Raw genomic sequence first — 19,854 nt, 5'->3', positions numbered from 1 at the left:
TTAATTCAGATTCTGCGTGATCGCATAGATCGACGGGCCGATCAGGATCGCCATCAGTGGCGGCACCGTCAGCATCATCGTTGCCAGCGTCATCTTGGTGGGTAACTTGTTCGCGGCCTCCTCGGCACGCATGACGCGTTTGTCACGCATCTCGGCCGCATAGACCCGCAAAGCATCTGAAATCGACGTGCCGAATTGTGCAGATTGCACCATGACCGTCACAAAACTGGAAATATCGGGCACACCGCAGCGTTCGGCCATGTCTTTCAGCACGGCGCTTTTTTCCTTCCCGGCCTTGCTTTCCTGACTGACGATGGAAAACTCTTCGGCCAGTTCGGGGAAACCAGTCTGCAATTCACTGGACACCCGCACGATGGATTGGTCCAGCGATTGTCCGGCCTCGACGCAGACCAGCATCAGATCAAGCGCATCCGGAAAGGCATGGGTGATCGCCTGTTTGCGGACTTCCTGACGGCGCGTCACCCAATATTTCGGAAACATATAACCGATGCCGCCGGGAATCGCGATTATCATGATCAGGTGATGTGTCAGGACCGGGGCCTGCGACAGCGCGATCAGCGCATAGGCCGCCCCTCCCAAAAGCCCGCCAATCCCCAGCGTGAACTGCAAAAAGTTATAGATCCGCACCGCATTCTTGCTGCGATATCCTGCCTGCATCAGCTTGAGTTTGACCGCCGAAAATTCCGCCGCATTCTGTGGTTCAAGGAAAGTCGCATATTTCTCCAGCTTGTCGCGGTTCGATGCAACGCGCAGTTTCTCCCCTTTTTTGGCCGCTTTGTCAGGTTGGCGGTTGTTGACTTTCAGCCGGTCAAACGGGTCTTCGGGCCGCTTAAGCACAAACGGCAACGTCAGCAGTACCAGAAACACACCAAAAAGGCCGATCACGATCACAGTGCCAGAGGGGCCCAGCAGGTCGTTGATCGTGGTTTGGATCGCGTCCATTCTTGTTCCCTTCAGACCTTGATATCGACCAGCGCGCGCATCACGATCAGATTCAGCACCAGAAACCCCGCAACGACGAAGCAGGCCGGGATAAACAGCGGGCTGTCCATCACGTCATCGAAATAATTCGGCTCGACCAGATTGATGCCGATCAGGGCCATGATCGGGAAGGCCGACAGCAATTTACCGGACCATTTCGCCTCTGCCGTGATGGCATTGACGCGGCGAAACAGCCGAAACCTGGCGCGGATCACCTTGGCCAGCCCGTCAAGAATTTCAGCCAGATTGCCGCCCGAGGATTGCTGGATCGTGACGGCCACCGCCAGAAAACGTAAATCCTGATTATCAAGCCGTTCGGCCATCGCTTTCAGCGTCTCGCCCATATCGCGGCCATAGGCGGCTTCATCTGCAATGATCCCCATTTCCGTGCCCAAAGGATCAGGAACCTCGCGGGCAACGATTGTGATCGCATTGGAAAACGGATGCCCGACCCGCAACGACCGGACCATCAGTTCCACCGCGTCAGGCAATTGTTCGCTGATCAAGTTCATCCTTTTGGCAGCTTTGCTACTGATCCAGACATAGACACCGCCAACCCCGATCAGCACGCTGACCAAGGCCCGCACGGATGCTGCGACATCCGTCAGCAGCGTTAGCAGTAAAAACGCGACAACGCTCAGCATTGCCATCACGACAATGATCTGGACCGGGGAAAAGGCAATATTGGCTTTCTGGGCCTTGGCCGCAAGCAACGAATAAATCGGAATGCTTTGCGACTTCATATGCTGGGTCATCTCCTTGCGGAGCTGGTCCAGAACCTGTTCGCGGTTGGCGCCTTTTTCCAGCATCTCAAGGCGGCGGTTGACCTTGCCATCCATGCTGATCGATTTGCCGAAAATCACCAGATAGGCACCCTGAACCAGCGCCAGCACGGCCACGAAAATCAGGACATAGATAAAGGGTTCCGTCGAAATCATGGACTTACTCTGCCACCATCGGTTCAAATATCGCGCCGGGCAGATCATAGCCCCACAATTTGAAACGTTCCGAAAAATGGCTGCGCACGCCGGTGGCGGTGAAATGCCCGATGATCTTGTTGTCGGGCGTCAGACCGACACGCTGATAGCGAAAGATTTCCTGCATCGAGATGACATCGCCTTCCATGCCGGTGATTTCCGTGATCGAGGTCATCCGGCGCGATCCGTCCTGCAACCGTGACGATTGCACGATCAGATTGACCGCCGAGGAGATCTGGCCACGCATCGCCTTGACCGGCATATCCAACCCGGCCATGGCGATCATGTTTTCCAGCCGCGATACCGCATCGCGCGAAGAGTTGGCGTGAATCGTTGTCATCGACCCATCGTGACCCGTGTTCATCGCCTGCAACATATCAATCACCTCTTCGCCGCGCGTCTCCCCGACGATGATCCGGTCCGGGCGCATCCGCAGCGCGTTTTTCAGACAATCGCGCTGGCTGACCCCGCCTTTGCCTTCGACATTGGGGGGGCGGCTTTCCATCCGCCCGACATGGGTCTGTTGCAGTTGCAATTCGGCGGTGTCTTCGATGGTCAGGATACGTTCACTGTCATCGATGAAGGCCGACAGCGCGTTCAATGTCGTTGTCTTGCCCGACCCGGTCCCGCCCGAGACGATGATATTCAGCCGGGTCGATACTGCCGCTTGCAGATAGGCGGCCATTTCTTCGCTGAAGGCACCGAAACGGACCAGATCATCAACGCTCAGCTTGTCTTTCTTGAATTTGCGGATCGATACCAGCGACCCATCCACCGCAATCGGCGGCACCATCGCGTTGAAACGCGACCCATCGGGCAGACGCGCGTCAACATAGGGGTTGCTTTCATCCACACGCCGCCCGACCGCCGAGACGATCTTGTCGATGATCCGCAGCAGGTGGCGTTCATCCTTGAAACTTATATCGGTCAGTTCCAGCTTGCCGTCGCGTTCGACGAAAATCTGATGTGGCCCATTGACCAGAATATCGTTGATACTGTCGTCTTTGAGCAAGGTTTCCAGCGGCCCCAACCCGGTGACCTCAAAGAACAAATCCTGGCTCAGTGTCTGGCGTTCGTCGCGGTTCAGCACGATCCCCATCTCATCGAGGGTTTCGCTCGCGATCGCGTTGATTTCGGTGCGCAGATCCTGTTCCGTCGCCGTCTCCAGCGCGGCGAGGTTGAGGTTTTCCAACAAGGCCTTGTGCAGATCCAGTTTGATTTCCTGCAACCTGTCCTTGCGCCGCTTGTCCTTGTCGGCCGCGCCGACATCGGCACCGCGCCTGACCGGCATCGACTTCATCAGCGACGGACGGGCCGGGGCGGTCGCGGTGCTGGGCATGTCTGCCGCAGGCGCGGCCATCGGCGCGCCTGCATCGGCGGGGCCAGCGGGGAGTTTTGGCTTTTTATACTTGGAAAACATCTGTCAGCCCCGTGTATTAACTGGCGGCCTCTGCGACCGCATTCACATTTACGTCGTGCACCGATTTTGCAAGTTTGTAGATTTCTTTCCGCAGCGGGTTCTTGGCGTAACGTTCCGCCAAAGGCGCGCCGTGATCCGCCGTCTGTAACACAGCCTTGCCGCCATCCGGCATCAAAACGTCAATCGCGATGCCCAGACTTTCGGCCAGTCGCTTGACCCGGCTTTTGCCATTCAGATCGGTAAATCCCGGTGCGCGGTTCAGGATGAACCGGATCTTGGAAAACGGCAGATCCTCGGATTGCAACGCGCGTTTCAGCCGGAGCGTATTCTGCGCGGACCGCATTTCCAGTTCGATCATCGCGAAATAGACATGCGCGGCTTCCAGAACCGTCTGTGACCATTCAACCATGGCCGAGGGCATGTCGATGATCACATAGTCGAAATTGACCCGCGCCATTTCGATGATCCGGCTGATATCGGCAGGCGACAGCATATCAAGCGGGATCATATCCATGGGCGCGGTCAGCACATGCAGCCTGTCACCATAGGTCAGCAGCGCCTGCATAAAGCTTTCCGCATCCATCGCCGCCGTATCGCTCAAAAGTTCCAGCACCGATTCCCGGCGCGGCAGATCCAGATAGGTCGCTGTCGTGCCGAACTGGAAATCCAGATCGATCAGGCAGACCTTGGGGGGGTCTTTCTTGTCGATATTGGCCAGCTCCCACGCCAGATTGACCGCCATCATCGTGGCCCCGGTGCCGCCAGCCAGACCATGGACGGGAATAACGACGCCGGATTTATCGCCTGTGCTCGTCAGCTTGGGCGCGCTGGGCATTGCCGTCGCCGGGCTGTCCTGTATCAGAACCCGCTCAATCGCGCGGGCCAGCTCGTTTTCAGGCAGCGGATAGGGCACAAATTCATCGCCGCCCGCCCGCAGCAGCCGGTGCAGGGCACCGGGGCTCAGGTCTTCGGTGATCAGAATGACCTTGATGCTGGCCGCCTTCGCAAGACCGATAATCGCAGCAACGCCGTCAAGATTGTCTTCATCCTGCGAATCCATCGCAATCGTGACAAATTGCAATGCCGACGCTTCCGGCTGCGCCAGAAAGGTGACGGCATCATCAAAGCTCAGATCGCCCCAGGCGTCCCCCAAGGCCGTTTCCATATCTTCGATCAACAGATCAAAAATCTGCACGTCGCGGCTGATCGTGCAGGCGACGATGGGTGGCGGATCATATTGAACGACAGGGGTGGTGTTCATGCACGTTGTCCTTATCGACCTGTTTCAGATTGCCACTTGTTTCACGACAAAGCCTGGTCGCCACCAATCATTGTACGCAATCTTGACGATATTGCGGCCAGGGCTGCAGCAAGGCAGACCAGAACGTAAATAATTGCGCGACTGCGGATCAGGCTGGCGGCATCCTCTGGCCGCCGCCGTCCTTAGCCGCCCACATCCCCGGTGACAGAGGCGGGTGTGACAGTGGATGCCGGTGCCGCGCTGGCAACATATTCACGAAACACGACTTCTGCGTATTTTCCGTTCAAAAGCATCGGGTTGTTTTCAACAAACCCCGATACTTCCGTCACTGTGCGCCGGTTGCGCCGTTCCGGCTCTGGCGTGGGGATCAGGGGCTGGGTCTGGCCCAGCGACACCACAGCCTCCAGCCGGTCACGACCGATGCCCTGCGTCGCCAGATAGGCAACCGCCGCTTGCGCACGGCGCAGGCCAAGATTGCGGTTATAGGCGTCACTGCCGACAAGATCGGTATGGCCAAAGACCCGGAAACGCACCTCGGGGAATTGCCGGATCCAATCAGCCTGACGGCGCAATGTCGCCTGTGCCTGTGCATCCAGTACCGCCGAATCAAAGGCAAAGTTGATCGTTGAATCCACCTCGGCGGCAAAGCGGCGGGCCAGATCAATCGTGTAATTCTGCGGCGCACTTTGCACTAACAGGTTGTTCATCGTCGCATTGCCGAACGTGCCCTGATCCAGCTGCGCGCCTGCCTCGGCTCGGCCGGGTGAATAGGGCGCGTCAGTCGGGCTGCAACCCGCAAGTGCCGCTGTGATCAGCGCAATCGTCGTATGGATTTTCATCACTGCGCGCTCCGCTCACTCATCCATCACATAGCCGTAGGACCCGCTAAAGTCCTGACGTGCGACTTCACCCGCGCCACCGCGGGTCGGTGCATTGCTGGCCGCGACACGGCCAAACAGGAACAGATCGGCTTCGCTTGGGGGACGGACGCGGTCGGTCGGCAGGGCCAGCGCCGTGCCACGGGTGGGCGACACAAGATGCGGCGTGACGATGATGACCAGTTCCGTCTGACGGCGGGAATACTCGGCGGAGCGGAACAGCGCCCCAAGGATCGGCACATCACCGATCCACGGCACCTGACCTGTCAGATTGGTGAAATCATCCGACAACAGACCGGCAATCGCAAAGCTTTCACCATCGCGCATCTCGACCGTGGTCGAGGTTTCGCGCCGGCTGAACGCATCCACACGGAACCCGTTCGTCGTGATGCTGTTGGTCGTATCAATCGCCGAAACTGCCGCGACCAGTTCCAGATTGATGATATCCCCGTCAACGACGCGCGGGGTAAAGTTCAGCTCGACCCCAAAGGGTTTGTATTGCACGGTAATGGTGCCGTCGGGGCCTGCGACGGGGACAGGATATTCGCCACCGGCCAGAAATGTGGCTTCCTGCCCGCTCAGCGCGGTCAGGTTCGGTTCGGCGAGCGACCGGACAACACCGCGCGATTCCAGCGCCTCCAGCAGGATGCCCACCTCTACGCCACCGGCATTGAAGCCGAACAGAAACGCACCGCTATTGGCATTGCCTGCAGGCAGCGCATTGGCAATCGAATTGGCAACGCCGCCATCCGCGACCGTGCTGCCGGTGCCACTGCGGACCGACCGGCTGTTCTGCAGCGGCCCACCATTCAGCGCGAGCGACGATGACAGCGCCTTGCTGACCGACCGCTGCATTTCGGCAAAGCGGACCTTCAGCATCACCTGCTGGGTGCCGCCCACGGACATCAGATTCGATACCCGGTCCGGGGCATATCGCTGCGCCAGATCCAGCGCGCGGTCCAGCCTTGCGATGGAACTGACCGTGCCGGACAGGACGATCCCGTCATTGGCGGTGCGCACCTCGATATTTTCGCCCGGCAGGATCTGGGTCAGGCGTTCCTTGAATTCCGCCATATCGGGGGTGACATGCACCTCGACATTGGTGATCAGCCGCCCGTCAGCGCCGAGCAATGTCAGCGTGGTGCGGCCCGGTTCCTTGCCCAGCACATAGATCGTGCGATCCGACAGCGAAGAGATATCCGCGATGCCGGGATTGGCGATCGACAATTCCGTAAACGGCACATCACTTTCGACAACGACAGCGCGGTTCATCGGCACGTCCAGCGCGCTGGACGCCGCACCGCGCATCACCCGCAATGCATCAGCCGATGCAACGCCGGGCGCTGTCGCTGTCAAGGACAGGGTTAACCCGGTCAGCACAACGCGTAAAAATCGATCATAATTCATAGTGATCTGCCCCTCCGATCACATCGCGATGACTGGGTCTCGCGCCCGTATTCGCTCAATCATGCGTCAGCCCCTTGTTTATTACAATAATCAAGACGTTGCAGGGCATGTCTCATGGGGTGATCGGGCAACACTTGGCGCAAAAGCTTAGTTTTAATGGCTTTCTGCTGTGGTTATCCTGATAATATCAACGAAATTACCGATAATCTGGCCAAAGGACTGCCCATCGCGCGCGGGCGGATCGCCCCGCAGATACGAATCGGGCAAGGTGCCGGTTATTCGGAACATTCCACCTCAACCTCTGCGCGTGTTGTGCCGCTGCGCTGCACGACAAAGCAGCGTCTGGCCTCTTCTTCGACAACCGGCAGTTCTGGGGCGACAACATCGCCTTCGCCGGTCAGCGCCGAATTGTCCACCGTGACCGGCCCGGTTTCGGTCACATCGCCCGTGCCGACCAAGGACAGCGTCAACATGCCAGAGTTTTGCGCCTGTGTCAGCAAAGCGACCTCTTCCGGGGTGACCTGAACGACGACGTTTTCCGGCGCACTGCTGTCGCCGATGATGGCGATGATCTGCAAGCCGGATTTGATCAGATTGGTCACCTCGCGCCCGTCGCGCAGGCGGCCGGTCCAATAGACGTCGATCCGGTCATCGGGGCGCAAAGTGCCAAAGCCTGCCGCCATCCGCCCCTGCACCGGAAAGGCGCGATAGCCGGGCGCAACAAGGGCCGTCAGGCCGCGGCTGACGCCGGGTTCGGTTACCTTGCTGGCCATGATGACTTCATTTTCCAGCATCGGCAGAACCACGATCCGGGGCACATCGACGCCCATCGGGAACAGCTCTTCTTCGGTGGCAAAGCTGCCTTCGGGCAGGGCGTCCTGCACATAGGGGATGACGCGGACATCGTCTTTGGTCAGCTGGTCACCATAGGTCAACGACCGGGCGACGGCGTAAACCTCCACCGTGACGGGGGCGGTGGCTGCAAGCTGCTGCGCCTGTTCAAGCGCAGCTGTCTGGCTGTCCATATATTGATTGACCATATAGACAGCGAAACCGGCAAGGCCCATGCCGAAGAGAAGAACCAGACCGAAAATCACACGCATTTCACATATCCTCGACAGGCGGAACGGCCTGTGTACGGGTGTTGCAATAAGGGAGGATGGCTAAAATTGCAAAGGCAGGAAATTGGTCAGATTTGAACCTCAATGCTGCCACTCGCTGCAACACGTTTGCCTGATCGCTTTGCTTTGTTTCAGTCAAGGGTCGGATAGGAGACCTTCGTTGATGACTTCAAGCCTGCCGTCTGTGGCGTCACCAAACACGGACATCGTTGCCAGTGCCAAGGCAACGGCAATAGCAGCGATCACGACCCACTCGACCGTGACCGCACCGGACTGGTCTTTGTGAAAGTGCGTAACGATCTGCATTCTTTAACCTTGTATACGCGTTCGCAAAGTGAACCAGAGTAATACATGCCTCATTGCGAATTTCTCACGTGCATATAACAAGATAGCTTTATCATAACATGCTCTTGCCCACACGAAAGTTGGCCGCGCATGTGAGCGCGGCCAATAAGAAAATTTCTCAACCGCCTGTTGCAACAGTCGTTGGGCTCTTGCCAATTTCAGTCACGACATTGCCCGAAGCTTTGTTAGCTGCACCAGTGATCGCAGTCCCGACAGCCAAACCCAGCAGAACGATGGCGGCGGTCAGCACAACGAAGTCGACAGTGACAGCACCGTCTTCGTCGTTGCGGAAGTTCTTGATAAAGTTAAGCATGTGTAGATCCCTCCTCAGGGTGTATTCAAGGTCATCATTTTCGCCGTGGTGTGTGACAACCCGAGCTGCCATGCGCCCCGTCGGACGCCTGTAGTAAGCCTTATGAATGCGGCGGCAGTTTGACCATGGTGGTTTTTTGTATGGCGCGGCACATGCTAAGGTTGAAATAGCCATAAGTATCTGACGATAATAAATAAAATATCCACCGAAACCTCATCCTTGTCGTTATTGTTGCCAAAACGACGCTTTGGCGCTGTCAAAATGGCGCGCAACCGCGTGCCAAAGTGGCGTTTCGTCAAGGTTCTGCCATATTTCATTCAAACTGGCTGTGTCGGGATGGTGATGAAACGTTTACGTAAGGCTTTCGCGGCTTGCGCCCTTGTGCTTTCGGGGACAGGCGTGGCTGCGCAGGTCGAACGGCTGCAGCCCGAGTTCACCTTCAAACGTATCGGTGTGCCAGCGGCGGGACAGACCACGGGCCGGATTACCGTGCAGATCGATCCCAACGCCCCGCGCCGTGGCCCGGTCTATGCAGAACCGCGTGTCGATGTGGCCGCCGCCCCCTTTGCCGTGCCGCGCCCGCAATCCGGTTTCGGCTGGTTCTGGGACAGCGTGCCATCCTCGGTCGCCGAGTCCAGCCCCGGGCGGCTGCAACTGGCGATCAACAGGATCAACAATCCGCCGACAGGGCAGGGTATTCCCGCACCACGGTTGCAATCCCTGCAGAATATTGCGGCCAGCTACGGCCTTGATATCCTGCGCGAAACCGTTGGTACGCAGGTATCACCCGCGCTGGTGCTGGCGGTGATTTCGGTCGAAAGCGCCGGTCGCATCGATGCGGTCAGCACTGCTGGCGCGCAGGGGCTGATGCAATTGATGCCCGCGACCGCCGCCAGATTCGGTGTGTCTGACAGCATGCAGGCGGGCCAGAATATCAAAGGCGGGGTCGCCTATTTGGACTGGCTTTTGCGCCGGTTCAACAATGATCCGGTGCTGGTGCTGGCCAGTTACAACGCGGGCGAAGGCAATGTGCAGCGTCATAACGGTGTGCCGCCTTTTGCCGAAACGCTGGATTATGTGCCCAAAGTGCTGGCGGCATGGCAGGTCGCTAAGGGGCTTTGCGCCACGCCGCCCGAACTGATCACCGATGGCTGCGTGTTCAATGTGAACGGGATCTGAGCGCCTGCGCCGGTCGGGTGGTGGAAAACCTTCCCCGCGGGGAAGGTTTGCGCTGATGATCCGCCCGATATAAAAACCTTCCCCGCGGGGAAGGTTTCTGCTGTGGCGGGTGTGAATCGTCAGACGATCGTCGCCTCTGTCGCGGCGCGCAATTCAGCCTCGGTCACGCCATCGGCGCATGCGACGATTCGCAGACCGCCTTCAACCACATCTAATACACCAAGATTGGTTATGATCCGGTTAACGACGCCCTGACCTGTCAGCGGCAAGGTGCAGGATTTCAACACTTTCGATTCGCCATGCTTGTTGGTGTGGTCCATCACCACAATGACGCGGCCCACACCGGCGACCAGATCCATGGCACCGCCCATCCCTTTGACCAGCTTGCCGGGGATCATCCAATTCGCCAGATCGCCGTTTTCGGCGACTTCCATCGCGCCAAGGATCGCGGCGGCGATCTTGCCGCCCCGGATCATGCCGAAGGAGGTGGCGCTGTCGAAATAGGCGGTGCGTTTGAGTTCGGTGATCGTCTGCTTGCCCGCATTGATCAGATCGGGGTCTTCGTCACCTTCAAACGGGAATGGGCCCATGCCGAGCATGCCGTTTTCCGATTGCAGGGTGATATCCTTGTCGCCGACGTAATTGGCGACCAGCGTCGGGATGCCGATGCCAAGGTTGACATACCAGCCGTCCTGCAATTCCTCTGCCGCGCGGGCGGCCATCTGATCGCGGTTCCAGCCTTTCAATTGATCGGTCATTACGCATCCTCCCGCTGGCGCGTCGTGCGCTTTTCGATACGATTTTCATGCGCGCCCTGAATGATCCGGTGCACATAGATGCCGGGCAGGTGGATGTGATCGGGGTCAAGGCTGCCGGTCGGCACGATCTCTTCCACCTCAACGACACAGGTCTTGCCGCACATCGCGGCAGGCGGGTTGAAGTTGCGCGCGGTCTTGCGGAAGATCAGATTGCCGGTTTCATCGGCTTTCCAGGCTTTCACGATGGACAGATCGGCGACGATGCCTTCTTCCAGGATATAGGTCTGGCCGTTGAAATCCTTGTGCTCCTTGCCCTCGGCAATCACCGTGCCGACGCCGGTTTTGGTGTAGAAACCGGGGATGCCGCAGCCACCGGCGCGCATCCGTTCAGCCAGCGTGCCTTGCGGGTTGAATTCCAGCTCCAGCTCGCCCGACAGATACTGGCGCATGAATTCTGCGTTTTCGCCGACGTAAGATGAGATCATTTTCTTGACCTGCCGCGTCTGCAACAGGATGCCGATGCCGAAATCATCGACGCCCGCATTGTTGGAGGCAAAGGTCAGATCCTTGGTGCCTGCATCCTTGATCGCCGCCAGCAGCAATTCGGGGATACCGCAAAGGCCAAAGCCGCCTGCAGCGATGAACATACCGTCGAATAAAAGCCCATCCAGCGCCTCTGACGCCGAGCCGTAAACCTTTTTCATCCTGCTCCCCCATGATCAATTGTCGCGGTAAAACTGTCGCGGACCAAAGGTAAAGTCAATCGCGGCGCTGCATTGCAGCGCCGCAATCGGGTCAGGTCGCTTTCTTGGTCGCCGGTTTGCGCGCCGCTGGCTTTTTCGCGGCCGGTTTCTTGGCCGCAGGCTTTTTGGCAGCCGGTTTCTTCGCCGGGGCCTTTTTGGCAGATGGTTTTTTCTTGCCTGCCTTGGCGGCGCGTTCATCGATCAGGTCAATCGCCTGCGCCAGCGTCAGATCATCGGGCGTGATCGTGTCTGGGATCGTCGCGTTGATCTTGTCCCATTTCACATAGGGGCCGTATTTGCCGTCATAGATATTGACCGGACCACTGGCCTGCGGATGGTCGCCCAATTCGCGGATCGGCACGGCGGCCTTGCCGCGCGCGCCACGCGACGCGACCTTTTCGGCCAGCAATTGCACGGCGCGGTTCATGCCCACGGTCCAGACCTCATCAATCCCGTCGAGATTGGCATTGGTGCCGCCCCGGTCGGAGGTGCTGGGCGCATGTTTCAAGTACGGGCCATAACGGCCAAGGTTGGCCCAGACCATCACGCCGTCTTCCGGGTGTGGTCCCAGCGGGCGCGGCAATTCCAGCAGGCGCAGGGCCTGTTCCAGATCCAGTTCCTCAGGTTCCCAGTCTTTGGGCACAGAGCTGCGCGGCGGTTTCGGTGTGTCCTCGGTCGCGGCACCGCGCTGGACATAGGGGCCAAAGCGGCCTTTGAAAATACGTATTTCATCGCCACCTTCAGTGCCGAGAAGTTTGCCATCGGGCGGGATGGCGGATTTTTCCGCCTCTGGGTCCGGCGGGCCAAAGGGGCGAGTATAGCGGCATTCGGGGTAATTCGAACAACCGATGAAGGCACCGCCGGAGCGTGCGGTGCGCATTGACAACCGGCCCGCGCCGCAATTGGGGCAAAGGCGGGGATCACTGCCATCCCCGGTTGGTGGGAAGAGATGTGGTTCAAGAACCTCGTTGATTTTGTCCAGCACCTCGGTGATCCGCAGATCGGCGGTTTCCGCGATGGCGGCGGAAAAATCATGCCAGAACCGATGCAGGACCTTTTTGTAATCCGCATCGCCGGCGCTGACCTCATCCAACTGGTTTTCCAGATCAGCGGTGAAATCATAGCCGATATATTTCTGGAAATAATTCATCAGGAAGGCCGTGACCAACCGGCCCTTATCCTGCGGAATCAGGCGGTTCTTGTCTTTCTCAACATAGCCACGATCCTGAATTGTCGTCACGATCGAGGCATAGGTGGATGGCCGCCCGATCCCCAATTCTTCCATCCGTTTGACGAGGGTCGCCTCGGTATAGCGCGGCGGCGGTTGGGTGAAATGCTGTTCGGGATCGACGGATTTTTTCACCGCCTTTTCACCTTCGACCAGTTGCGGCAGGCGTTTGTCATCTTCATCGGCGGTATCGTCGCGGCCTTCTTCGTAGATCGCGATGAAGCCGTCAAACACCATGACCTGCCCATTGGCGCGCAGGATCACTTGGCCATCGGCGCTGGCGATATCGACCGTGGTGCGTTCCATCTGCGCCGCCGCCATCTGGCTGGCGAGCGTGCGTTTATAGATCAGATCGTAAAGCTTGCGCTGATCGGCATCTTTGATATCGGCCTGATCGGCCCCGATCATCATCTCGGTCGGGCGGATACATTCATGCGCTTCCTGCGCATTCTTGGCCTTGTTTTTATAGATGCGTGGCTGGTCGGGCAGGTATTTCGCGCCGAATTTCGCCTTGATCGCATCGCGCGCGCCGGTCACGGCTTCGGGCGCCATGTCGATGCCATCGGTCCGCATATAGGTGATCAGACCGGCCTCATAGAGCCTTTGCGCCACACTCATCGTCTGCTTGGCACCCATGCCGAATTTGCGGCTCGCCTCTTGTTGCAGGGTCGAGGTCATGAAGGGCGGGCTGGGGTTGCGGGTGGCGGGTTTCGCCTCCACGCTCGTGATTTTCAGATCGCGGCTGTTGATCGCCTGCACGGCCATTTCGGCCTGCGTGGCATTGGCCAGATCGAATTTATCGAGCTTTTTGCCAGCCAGCGTGGTCAGCCGTGCCTCGAACATCTGGCCGCGGGGGGATTCAAGCTGGGCTTTGACGGTCCAGTATTCCTGATTGCGGAATGCTTCGATCTCCATCTCGCGCTCGACGATCAGGCGCAGGCAGACCGATTGCACCCGGCCTGCGGATTTCGCGCCGGGCAGTTTGCGCCACAGAACCGGCGATAGGTTGAAACCCACCAGATAATCTAGCGCGCGGCGGGCCAGGTAAGCCTCGACCAAGGGCGCATCGACCTGACGGGGGTTTTTCATCGCCTCAAGGATCGCGGTTTTGGTGATTGCGTTGAACACCACGCGGCTGACCGGCGTATCGGCGCGGATCGCCTTTTTCTCGATCAGGGCTTCGGTCAGGTGCCAGGAAATCGCCTCCCCTTCGCGGTCGGGGTCGGTGGCGAGGATCAGTGCATTGTCGGCTTTCAGCGCATCGACGATGGCTTTGATATGCTTTTTGCTGTCGGTTGCGATTTCCCATTTCATGTCGAAATCGTGATCTGGCAGGACCGATCCATCCTTGGGCGGCAGGTCGCGGACATGGCCGTAAGACGCCAGAACAACAAAGCCTTTACCAAGATATTCGTTGATTTTCTTGGCTTTTGCGGGGGATTCGACGACAACAACGGGCATGGGAATCCTTTATCTGCACGGCTTGCGTTAAGTGGCGCAAGATGTGGCAACTGCGGCGCGAATGTCAATGATGCGAAAAACCCTGCATCTTCCGAGCCGTTGAAATCGCGCAAAGCGCGAATTCAACGACGTATCCCCGCCGGAGGCATGAAAGTTTTTCTCCCTTAGACCGCCCGTGCCAGCAACCCACCGGCCTGCCGGGTGATCTTGCCGTCCAGTTCCAGATCGATCAGCGCGGGGGCGACCTGTGTGGCAGGGACAGCCAGATCGCGCAGCAATTGATCTTCGGCCAAGGGGGCAGAACCCAGGCGTGACAGGATCATGGCATGCAATGCTGCGATATTTCGCAGGGCCGGGCGCTGCTGCGGGGTGGCCGCTGGTTGTGGCGCGGCGGTGCTGCGCGGTGTCAAAGCCTCGATCACATCTTCCGCGTTGCGCACCAAGGTCGCACCATCGCGCAGCAGCATGTTGCAGCCCGCCGCACGGGCATCGAACGGATGACCCGGCACGGCAAAGACATCGCGCGCCTGATCCAGCGCATTGCGCGCGGTAATCAGGCTACCGGATTTCGCCGCCGCCTCGACCACCACGACCGCCTGCGCGAGGCCGGAGATGATCCGGTTGCGCGCTGGAAAATGCCGCGCCTGCGGCTGCAGCCCCAGCGCCATTTCCGACAGGCGCAGCCCGTCTTTGGCAATATCATGCGCCAGCGCCGTGTTTTCGACCGGATAGATCACATCGACGCCGCCCGCCTGCACGGCAATCGTGCCGCCTTTCAGCGCGCCCAGATGCGCCGCCGTGTCGATCCCGCGCGCCAGACCGGAGACAACGACATAGCCCTGATCGGTCAGATCCGCGGCCAGTTTGCGCGCCATCCTTGTCCCCAGCGATGACGCATTGCGTGCGCCGACCAGCGCGATGATCGGGCGCGATAGCAGCTCAAGCCGCCCCAGACACCATAACAGTGGCGGGGCATCGCCAATGTCGCGCAGGTTCGCCGGGTAAAGCGGGTCATGATCCATCAACAGCCGCGCGCCAGCAGCCTTGCCTGCCTGCAATTCGGCACGGACCACGCCGAGCGGGCAGATTTCATAGTCATTGACGCCCGCTGCGCGCGCGACATCGGGCAGGGCTGCCAAGGCATCGGCGGCATTGCCATATTCCGCCAGCAACCGCCGATAAGTCGCAGGCCCGACGCGGCGCGAGCGCAATAGGCGAAGGCGGCTGACCACATCCTCTTCCGTGGTGGGGGGGAGTGGGGGGGTGGTGGAAGATCGTATCGGTTGGGTCATCCCTTGCTCCGCCTATTGCTGCACAAGGTTTAGGACCGCAGCCTTAATAAGGCGTGAATCGCGGCGGTGATTTTCGCAGCGAGGCAGAAAAGATGTTAGTGCCTTGAATTTAAAGGGAATACTTTCCGATCAAACCCAGCCGCAGCAGATCGCGACTGGCGATCTGTCGCATGGGTGGCGCGAATCGTCCCGTCTCAGGCCGCCGCGCCGCCCACCGTGAGCCCGCCGATCAGCAGGCTGGGCTGGCCCACGCCCACCGGCACCCATTGCCCCGCCTTGCCGCAATTGCCGATACCGGGATCAAGGGCGAGATCATTGCCGATCCCACGGATCTGTTGCAGCGCGGTGGCACCATCGCCGATCAGCGTCGCCCCTTTGACCGGCGCGCCGATCACGCCGTTTTTCACGCGATACGCCTCGGTGCAGGAAAACACGAATTTGCCGTTGGTGATATCGACCTGCCCACCGCCGAAACCCACGGCGTAGATCCCATCTTTCAGCTCCGCGACAAGGCTTTCGGGTGTCGCATGACCTGCCAGCATATAGGTGTTGGTCATCCGTGGCATCGGTGTATGGGCAAAGCTTTGCCGCCGCCCGTTGCCTGTGGGGGCGACGCCCATCAGCCGCGCATTCTGGCGGTCCTGCATATAGCCGACCAGCACGCCGTCCTCGATCAGCACGTTTTTGGCACTTGGGGTGCCTTCATCATCCACGGTGATCGACCCGCGCCGGTCCGGGATGGTGCCGTCATCCAACACGGTGACCCCACGTGCTGCGATCTGCTGGCCCATCAGACCGGCGAAGGCGGATGATCCTTTGCGGTTGAAATCGCCTTCCAGACCGTGCCCGATAGCTTCATGCAGCAGGATACCGGGCCAGCCAGGGCCAAGCACGACATCCATGACACCAGCGGGGGCCGGTTCGGCATCCAGATTGACCAAGGCAATCCGCAACGCCTCCTGCACCACGGGTTCCCAATGGTCGCGGTTGATCAGTCCGATCAGGCCGGTGCGGCCGCCGCCGCCCATGCCGCCGCTTTCGCGTTTGCCCCTATCCTCAACAATCACGCTGATATTGATGCGCGACATCGGGCGGGTGTCGGTGACGATGGTGCCTTCGGGGCGCAGGATCACGACCTCCTGATGGGACGCACCGATGCTGGCAGAGACCTGCACCACACGCGGGTCGAGCGCGCGGGCAAAGGCGTCAATTTCGCGCAGGACATCGATCTTGGCGGGGAAACTGGCCTGCACCATCGGGTCTTCATCGCTGTAAAGCTTGCGGTTGGTGCCGATAGGTCCATCGGCCAGCGTGCCGCCGCCGTCCCCCACCGCCAGTCGCGCTGTCGCGACAGCCCGGCGCAGGGCATGTTCGTCAATCGTGGTGGCGTGGGCGTAACCGGCGGTTTCACCGCGCACGGCGCGCAGCCCGAAGCCTTCGGAGGCGTCAAAGCTGGCGTTCTTGATCCGGCCATCGTCAAGCGACAGCATTTCTGACTTGCGCTTTTCGATGAACAGCTCTCCGTCATCGGCCCCGGCGGTGGCGTCACGCAGCAATTGCAGGGCGACCGCCTCGTCCAGATGGGTCTCGAAGGGGCGAAAGGGCGTGTCGGTCATTGAAAATTCCTTTGGTGTCGGTTTTAGCCGCAAAAAGCGTCTGTTTGCCGCAACAGCAGTTCTTGAGTTGTGCGTCAGGATATGGGACATGGGCGCATCAAGACAATGGGATTCCGCCCGTAGCCCGAGCGGACAGACCGGGGCAGGTGCCGCAGGGTGCCATGATGTTAGGGTAAGATATGCGACTGAACTCCTTTGCAACTTCTGTTTGGACCTCACTGGGGCTGATCATGGCGGGCTCTTCCGTCATGGCGCAGCAGAATGTCGGGCAGGATCTGGAAATCGTCGGACAGCCGGTGAATGGGGCGATGGGGTTCCAGCCCGCCGCGACCGAATTGTCGCGTGACGTGCATTGGCTGGACAATATGCTGCTGCTGATCATCACGGTGATCACCCTATTTGTGACTGCGCTGCTGGCTTGGTGCATCATCCGCTATAATGCCAAGCGCAACCCGAACCCCGCGACTTTCACCCATAATTCGCCGCTGGAAATCGCCTGGACCGTGGTGCCGATCGTCATTCTGGTCTTTATCGGCGCGTTTTCGCTGCCCGTTTTGTTCAAGCAGCAGGAAATCCCTGAGGCTGATATCACCATCAAAGTGACCGGCTTTCAGTGGTATTGGGGCTATGAATATGTTGACGAAGGTGTGAGCTTTGACAGCTTCATGCTGACCCGTGATGAGCTGGAGCAATTCGGCTATGAGCAGGAACAATATCTGCTGGCGACCGATACCGCCGTGATCGTGCCTGTCGGCGCGACCGTGGTGATGCAGGTGACTGCTGCTGACGTGATTCATTCATGGACCATCCCAGCATTTGGCGTGAAGCAGGACGCGATCCCTGGTCGTCTCGCGGAATTGTGGTTCGCGGCAGAGCGCGAAGGCATCTATTTTGGCCAATGTTCGGAACTTTGTGGTCAGGCCCATGCTTACATGCCCATCACCGTCAAGGTTGTCAGCCAGGAAGAATATGACGCCTGGCTTGCCGAAGAACAGGGCGTTTCCTGATCGCGTAGGGTGGATCTGGGTCCACCCTGCAAGGTCCACTTAAGTGTGACCGGATTGCCCGCCGCAAAGACAGGTTACAGATGACTGATATCAGCGCCAACGACCGTAGTTACGAGGCTGGCATGGGCGATTACTTTGCCCTGATGAAACCGCGGGTGATGTCGCTGGTGGTGTTCACTGCACTTGTCGGCCTGCTGGTCGCGCCGGTGCCGGTGCATCCTTTCGTCGGATTTGTTGCGATCCTGTGCATTGCCGTCGGGGCAGGGGCATCCGGCGCGCTGAATATGTGGTGGGATGCGGATATCGACCAGCTGATGAAGCGCACCGCAAGTCGTCCGATCCCGTCGGGCCGCGTCGCCCCGGGCGAGGCTTTGGGGATCGGCCTCGCGCTGGCGGGATTTTCCATCGTGCTGTTGGCGCTGGCGACCAATTTCCTGGCGGCAGGGCTGCTGGCTTTCACGATCTTTTTCTATCTTGTCGTTTATTCGATGTGGCTGAAACGCGCGACGCCGCAGAATATCGTCATCGGTGGTGCGGCGGGTGCCTTCCCGCCGATGATCGGCTGGGCCGTGGCGACGGGCGGCGTCAGCATCGAATCTGTGTTGATGTTCGCATTGATCTTCATGTGGACGCCGCCGCATTTCTGGGCGCTGGCCCTGTTCGTGAAGTCTGATTATGGGCGCGCCGGTGTGCCGATGCTGACCGAAACCCATGGCCGCGATGCGACCCGCAAACAGGTTCTGATCTATACTTTGCTGCTGGTGCCGGTGGCGCTGGGCCTTGGGCTGACCTCGATTGGCGGGCCGTTTTACATGGTCGTCGCCTTGGCAATGAATGCATGGTTCCTGAAAGGCGCCTTTGACATCTGGCGGCGCGACGATGCTGCCTGCGAGGCAGATAAGCACCGCGTTGAAATCAACGTGTTCAAAGTGTCGCTTTATTATCTTTTCGCGCATTTTGGTGCGCTTTTGGTCGAGGCTGCATTGCGGCTTTACGGCATAGGAGGCTGGTCATGGTGATCCGCGTTGAACATGAATTGCACACACGTCGCCGGGGCCGGAATGTCGGCGTCGGGCTGCTGCTTGTTGGTTTTATCGCCATCGTCTTTGGCCTGACTGTGGTGAAAGTATTGCAGCTGGACAATATCACCCAGTTCGAAACTTTTGACCATGTGGCCCGCCCGCAGCTTGTCCCGCAGGAAGAGGTGGCTGAATGAAACTCTTTCCGCGTCTGACAGGCAAGAACCGCACGGCAGCGCAAGCTGCCGGTGTCGTGGTGCTGATGGGATCGCTCGCCTGGGCCTCTGTGCCGTTTTACGATTGGTTCTGCCGGGTCACGGGCTTTGGCGGTGTGACCGGCGTGGCCTCTGCTGACAGCGACACGATTCTGGACCAGACGATCAAGGTCCGGTTTGACGCCTCGCTGGAACGCGATATGCCTTGGACTTTTACTCCCGTGCAGCGCGAAGTCGAATTGCGCATTGGTGAGACAGCTTTGGTGTTTTACGAGGCGCATAACCCGCTGGACATCCCCGTCGCAGGGCAGGCCGCCTATAATGTGACACCTTTCGAAGCAGGCGGTTTTTTCGACAAGATCGATTGTTTCTGCTTTACCGAACAGGTGTTGGCCCCTGGTGAAACTGTGTTGATGCCGGTCAGTTTCTTTGTCGACCCGGCCATCGTGAATGACCGCGAAGGCAAATTCGTGCATACGATCACGCTCAGCTATACATTCTACGAAATCGATGTGCCGTCTGATTATATGCAGGCAGCAACGACGCCATCCGCTTTGACACCGGCGGCACAAAACGCCATAGAGACCGAATAACGACAGCCGATAGGGAACG

The 19,854-nt window shown here is 59.0% G+C and carries 19 protein-coding genes; 5 read left to right on the top strand and 14 right to left on the bottom strand.

Annotated elements, in window-relative coordinates:
* The 9 genes from VOY09_RS09635 to VOY09_RS09595 form a co-directional block, all read right to left on the bottom strand.
* Nucleotides 1-963, bottom strand: a complete 963-nt coding sequence (locus tag VOY09_RS09635; protein ID WP_322894771.1) for a type II secretion system F family protein — start codon at nt 961-963, stop codon at nt 1-3.
* An 11-nt stretch (nt 964-974) separates the two neighbouring features.
* Nucleotides 975-1,940, bottom strand: a complete 966-nt coding sequence (locus VOY09_RS09630) for a type II secretion system F family protein (RefSeq protein WP_322894770.1) — start codon at nt 1,938-1,940, stop codon at nt 975-977.
* Between the two features lie 4 nt (nt 1,941-1,944).
* Nucleotides 1,945-3,399 carry a CpaF family protein gene (locus VOY09_RS09625; protein WP_322894769.1) on the bottom strand — a complete coding sequence of 485 codons (1,455 nt, stop codon included), beginning with the start codon at nt 3,397-3,399 and terminating at the stop codon, nt 1,945-1,947.
* 16 nt (nt 3,400-3,415) lie between these two features.
* Complete coding sequence (locus VOY09_RS09620; RefSeq protein ID WP_322894767.1) at nt 3,416-4,660, bottom strand: AAA family ATPase; 1,245 nt, start codon at nt 4,658-4,660, stop codon at nt 3,416-3,418.
* Between the two features lie 182 nt (nt 4,661-4,842).
* The gene (locus tag VOY09_RS09615) at nt 4,843-5,499 is read right to left on the bottom strand and encodes an OmpA family protein (RefSeq protein ID WP_322894766.1); all 657 of its coding nucleotides are present in this window, start codon (nt 5,497-5,499) and stop codon (nt 4,843-4,845) included.
* Between the two features lie 15 nt (nt 5,500-5,514).
* On the bottom strand, nt 5,515-6,945 hold the full coding sequence (locus tag VOY09_RS09610) for a type II and III secretion system protein family protein (protein WP_322894764.1): 1,431 nt from the start codon (nt 6,943-6,945) through the stop codon (nt 5,515-5,517).
* Between the two features lie 275 nt (nt 6,946-7,220).
* Nucleotides 7,221-8,048 (bottom strand): Flp pilus assembly protein CpaB, encoded by an 828-nt coding sequence (gene cpaB, locus VOY09_RS09605; RefSeq protein WP_322894763.1) that lies wholly within the window; start codon nt 8,046-8,048, stop codon nt 7,221-7,223.
* A gap of 153 nt (nt 8,049-8,201) precedes the next feature.
* A complete protein-coding gene (locus tag VOY09_RS09600) occupies nt 8,202-8,372 on the bottom strand; it encodes a hypothetical protein (RefSeq protein WP_322894762.1) in 171 nt (56 codons plus the stop codon).
* A gap of 157 nt (nt 8,373-8,529) precedes the next feature.
* Nucleotides 8,530-8,724, bottom strand: coding sequence for a hypothetical protein (locus VOY09_RS09595; protein ID WP_322894761.1), 195 nt, complete (start codon nt 8,722-8,724; stop codon nt 8,530-8,532).
* A gap of 342 nt (nt 8,725-9,066) precedes the next feature.
* Between VOY09_RS09595 and VOY09_RS09590 the strand changes: the two genes are divergently transcribed.
* Nucleotides 9,067-9,903, top strand: a complete 837-nt coding sequence (locus VOY09_RS09590; RefSeq protein ID WP_322894760.1) for a lytic transglycosylase domain-containing protein — start codon at nt 9,067-9,069, stop codon at nt 9,901-9,903.
* A gap of 119 nt (nt 9,904-10,022) precedes the next feature.
* Here the strand turns inward: VOY09_RS09590 and VOY09_RS09585 are convergent, their stop codons facing one another.
* From VOY09_RS09585 to tldD, 5 genes are all read right to left on the bottom strand, one after another.
* Nucleotides 10,023-10,661, bottom strand: coding sequence for a 3-oxoacid CoA-transferase subunit B (locus VOY09_RS09585; RefSeq protein ID WP_322894758.1), 639 nt, complete (start codon nt 10,659-10,661; stop codon nt 10,023-10,025).
* Nucleotides 10,661-11,365: a CoA transferase subunit A gene (locus tag VOY09_RS09580; protein ID WP_322894757.1), complete on the bottom strand. Its 705-nt coding sequence runs from the start codon at nt 11,363-11,365 to the stop codon at nt 10,661-10,663. Before VOY09_RS09580 ends, VOY09_RS09585 begins: the two co-directional genes overlap by 1 nt.
* Nucleotides 11,366-11,456: 91 nt before the next feature.
* Nucleotides 11,457-14,093: a type I DNA topoisomerase gene (gene topA, locus VOY09_RS09575; protein ID WP_322894756.1), complete on the bottom strand. Its 2,637-nt coding sequence runs from the start codon at nt 14,091-14,093 to the stop codon at nt 11,457-11,459.
* Nucleotides 14,094-14,257: 164 nt separating this feature from the next.
* On the bottom strand, nt 14,258-15,385 hold the full coding sequence (gene dprA / locus VOY09_RS09570; RefSeq protein ID WP_322894755.1) for a DNA-processing protein DprA: 1,128 nt from the start codon (nt 15,383-15,385) through the stop codon (nt 14,258-14,260).
* Between the two features lie 194 nt (nt 15,386-15,579).
* Nucleotides 15,580-17,001, bottom strand: coding sequence for a metalloprotease TldD (tldD, locus tag VOY09_RS09565; protein WP_322894754.1), 1,422 nt, complete (start codon nt 16,999-17,001; stop codon nt 15,580-15,582).
* Between the two features lie 179 nt (nt 17,002-17,180).
* On the opposite strand from tldD, the gene coxB reads away from it, so the two are divergent.
* From coxB to VOY09_RS09545, 4 genes are all read left to right on the top strand, one after another.
* Nucleotides 17,181-18,008: a cytochrome c oxidase subunit II gene (coxB, locus tag VOY09_RS09560; RefSeq protein ID WP_416236755.1), complete on the top strand. Its 828-nt coding sequence runs from the start codon at nt 17,181-17,183 to the stop codon at nt 18,006-18,008.
* Nucleotides 18,009-18,088: 80 nt separating this feature from the next.
* Nucleotides 18,089-19,027: a heme o synthase gene (cyoE, locus tag VOY09_RS09555; RefSeq protein WP_322894752.1), complete on the top strand. Its 939-nt coding sequence runs from the start codon at nt 18,089-18,091 to the stop codon at nt 19,025-19,027.
* On the top strand, nt 19,021-19,224 hold the full coding sequence (locus VOY09_RS09550; RefSeq protein WP_322894750.1) for a hypothetical protein: 204 nt from the start codon (nt 19,021-19,023) through the stop codon (nt 19,222-19,224). The genes cyoE and VOY09_RS09550 overlap by 7 nt, the downstream gene beginning before the upstream one ends.
* A complete protein-coding gene (locus tag VOY09_RS09545; RefSeq protein WP_322894749.1) occupies nt 19,221-19,835 on the top strand; it encodes a cytochrome c oxidase assembly protein in 615 nt (204 codons plus the stop codon). Before VOY09_RS09550 ends, VOY09_RS09545 begins: the two co-directional genes overlap by 4 nt.
* Nucleotides 19,836-19,854: the final 19 nt, after the last annotated feature.

The organism is Yoonia sp. 67-2 (assembly GCF_035117555.1).
Lineage (GTDB): Bacteria > Pseudomonadota > Alphaproteobacteria > Rhodobacterales > Rhodobacteraceae > Yoonia.
This window is presented reverse-complemented; position numbering and strand designations above follow the sequence as displayed.

What these genes read in the sequence shown, in the direction of transcription:
- VOY09_RS09635 (WP_322894771.1), bottom strand. Translation starts at nt 963, where the DNA reads ATGGACGCGATCCAAACCACGATCAACGACCTGCTGGGCCCCTCTGGC.
- VOY09_RS09630 (WP_322894770.1), bottom strand. Translation starts at nt 1,940, where the DNA reads ATGATTTCGACGGAACCCTTTATCTATGTCCTGATTTTCGTGGCCGTG.
- VOY09_RS09625 (WP_322894769.1), bottom strand. Translation starts at nt 3,399, where the DNA reads ATGTTTTCCAAGTATAAAAAGCCAAAACTCCCCGCTGGCCCCGCCGAT.
- VOY09_RS09620 (WP_322894767.1), bottom strand. Translation starts at nt 4,660, where the DNA reads ATGAACACCACCCCTGTCGTTCAATATGATCCGCCACCCATCGTCGCC.
- VOY09_RS09615 (WP_322894766.1), bottom strand. Translation starts at nt 5,499, where the DNA reads ATGAAAATCCATACGACGATTGCGCTGATCACAGCGGCACTTGCGGGT.
- VOY09_RS09610 (WP_322894764.1), bottom strand. Translation starts at nt 6,945, where the DNA reads ATGAATTATGATCGATTTTTACGCGTTGTGCTGACCGGGTTAACCCTG.
- cpaB (WP_322894763.1), bottom strand. Translation starts at nt 8,048, where the DNA reads ATGCGTGTGATTTTCGGTCTGGTTCTTCTCTTCGGCATGGGCCTTGCC.
- VOY09_RS09600 (WP_322894762.1), bottom strand. Translation starts at nt 8,372, where the DNA reads ATGCAGATCGTTACGCACTTTCACAAAGACCAGTCCGGTGCGGTCACG.
- VOY09_RS09595 (WP_322894761.1), bottom strand. Translation starts at nt 8,724, where the DNA reads ATGCTTAACTTTATCAAGAACTTCCGCAACGACGAAGACGGTGCTGTC.
- VOY09_RS09590 (WP_322894760.1), top strand. Translation starts at nt 9,067, where the DNA reads ATGAAACGTTTACGTAAGGCTTTCGCGGCTTGCGCCCTTGTGCTTTCG.
- VOY09_RS09585 (WP_322894758.1), bottom strand. Translation starts at nt 10,661, where the DNA reads ATGACCGATCAATTGAAAGGCTGGAACCGCGATCAGATGGCCGCCCGC.
- VOY09_RS09580 (WP_322894757.1), bottom strand. Translation starts at nt 11,365, where the DNA reads ATGAAAAAGGTTTACGGCTCGGCGTCAGAGGCGCTGGATGGGCTTTTA.
- topA (WP_322894756.1), bottom strand. Translation starts at nt 14,093, where the DNA reads ATGCCCGTTGTTGTCGTCGAATCCCCCGCAAAAGCCAAGAAAATCAAC.
- dprA (WP_322894755.1), bottom strand. Translation starts at nt 15,385, where the DNA reads ATGACCCAACCGATACGATCTTCCACCACCCCCCCACTCCCCCCCACC.
- tldD (WP_322894754.1), bottom strand. Translation starts at nt 17,001, where the DNA reads ATGACCGACACGCCCTTTCGCCCCTTCGAGACCCATCTGGACGAGGCG.
- coxB (WP_416236755.1), top strand. Translation starts at nt 17,181, where the DNA reads ATGCGACTGAACTCCTTTGCAACTTCTGTTTGGACCTCACTGGGGCTG.
- cyoE (WP_322894752.1), top strand. Translation starts at nt 18,089, where the DNA reads ATGACTGATATCAGCGCCAACGACCGTAGTTACGAGGCTGGCATGGGC.
- VOY09_RS09550 (WP_322894750.1), top strand. Translation starts at nt 19,021, where the DNA reads ATGGTGATCCGCGTTGAACATGAATTGCACACACGTCGCCGGGGCCGG.
- VOY09_RS09545 (WP_322894749.1), top strand. Translation starts at nt 19,221, where the DNA reads ATGAAACTCTTTCCGCGTCTGACAGGCAAGAACCGCACGGCAGCGCAA.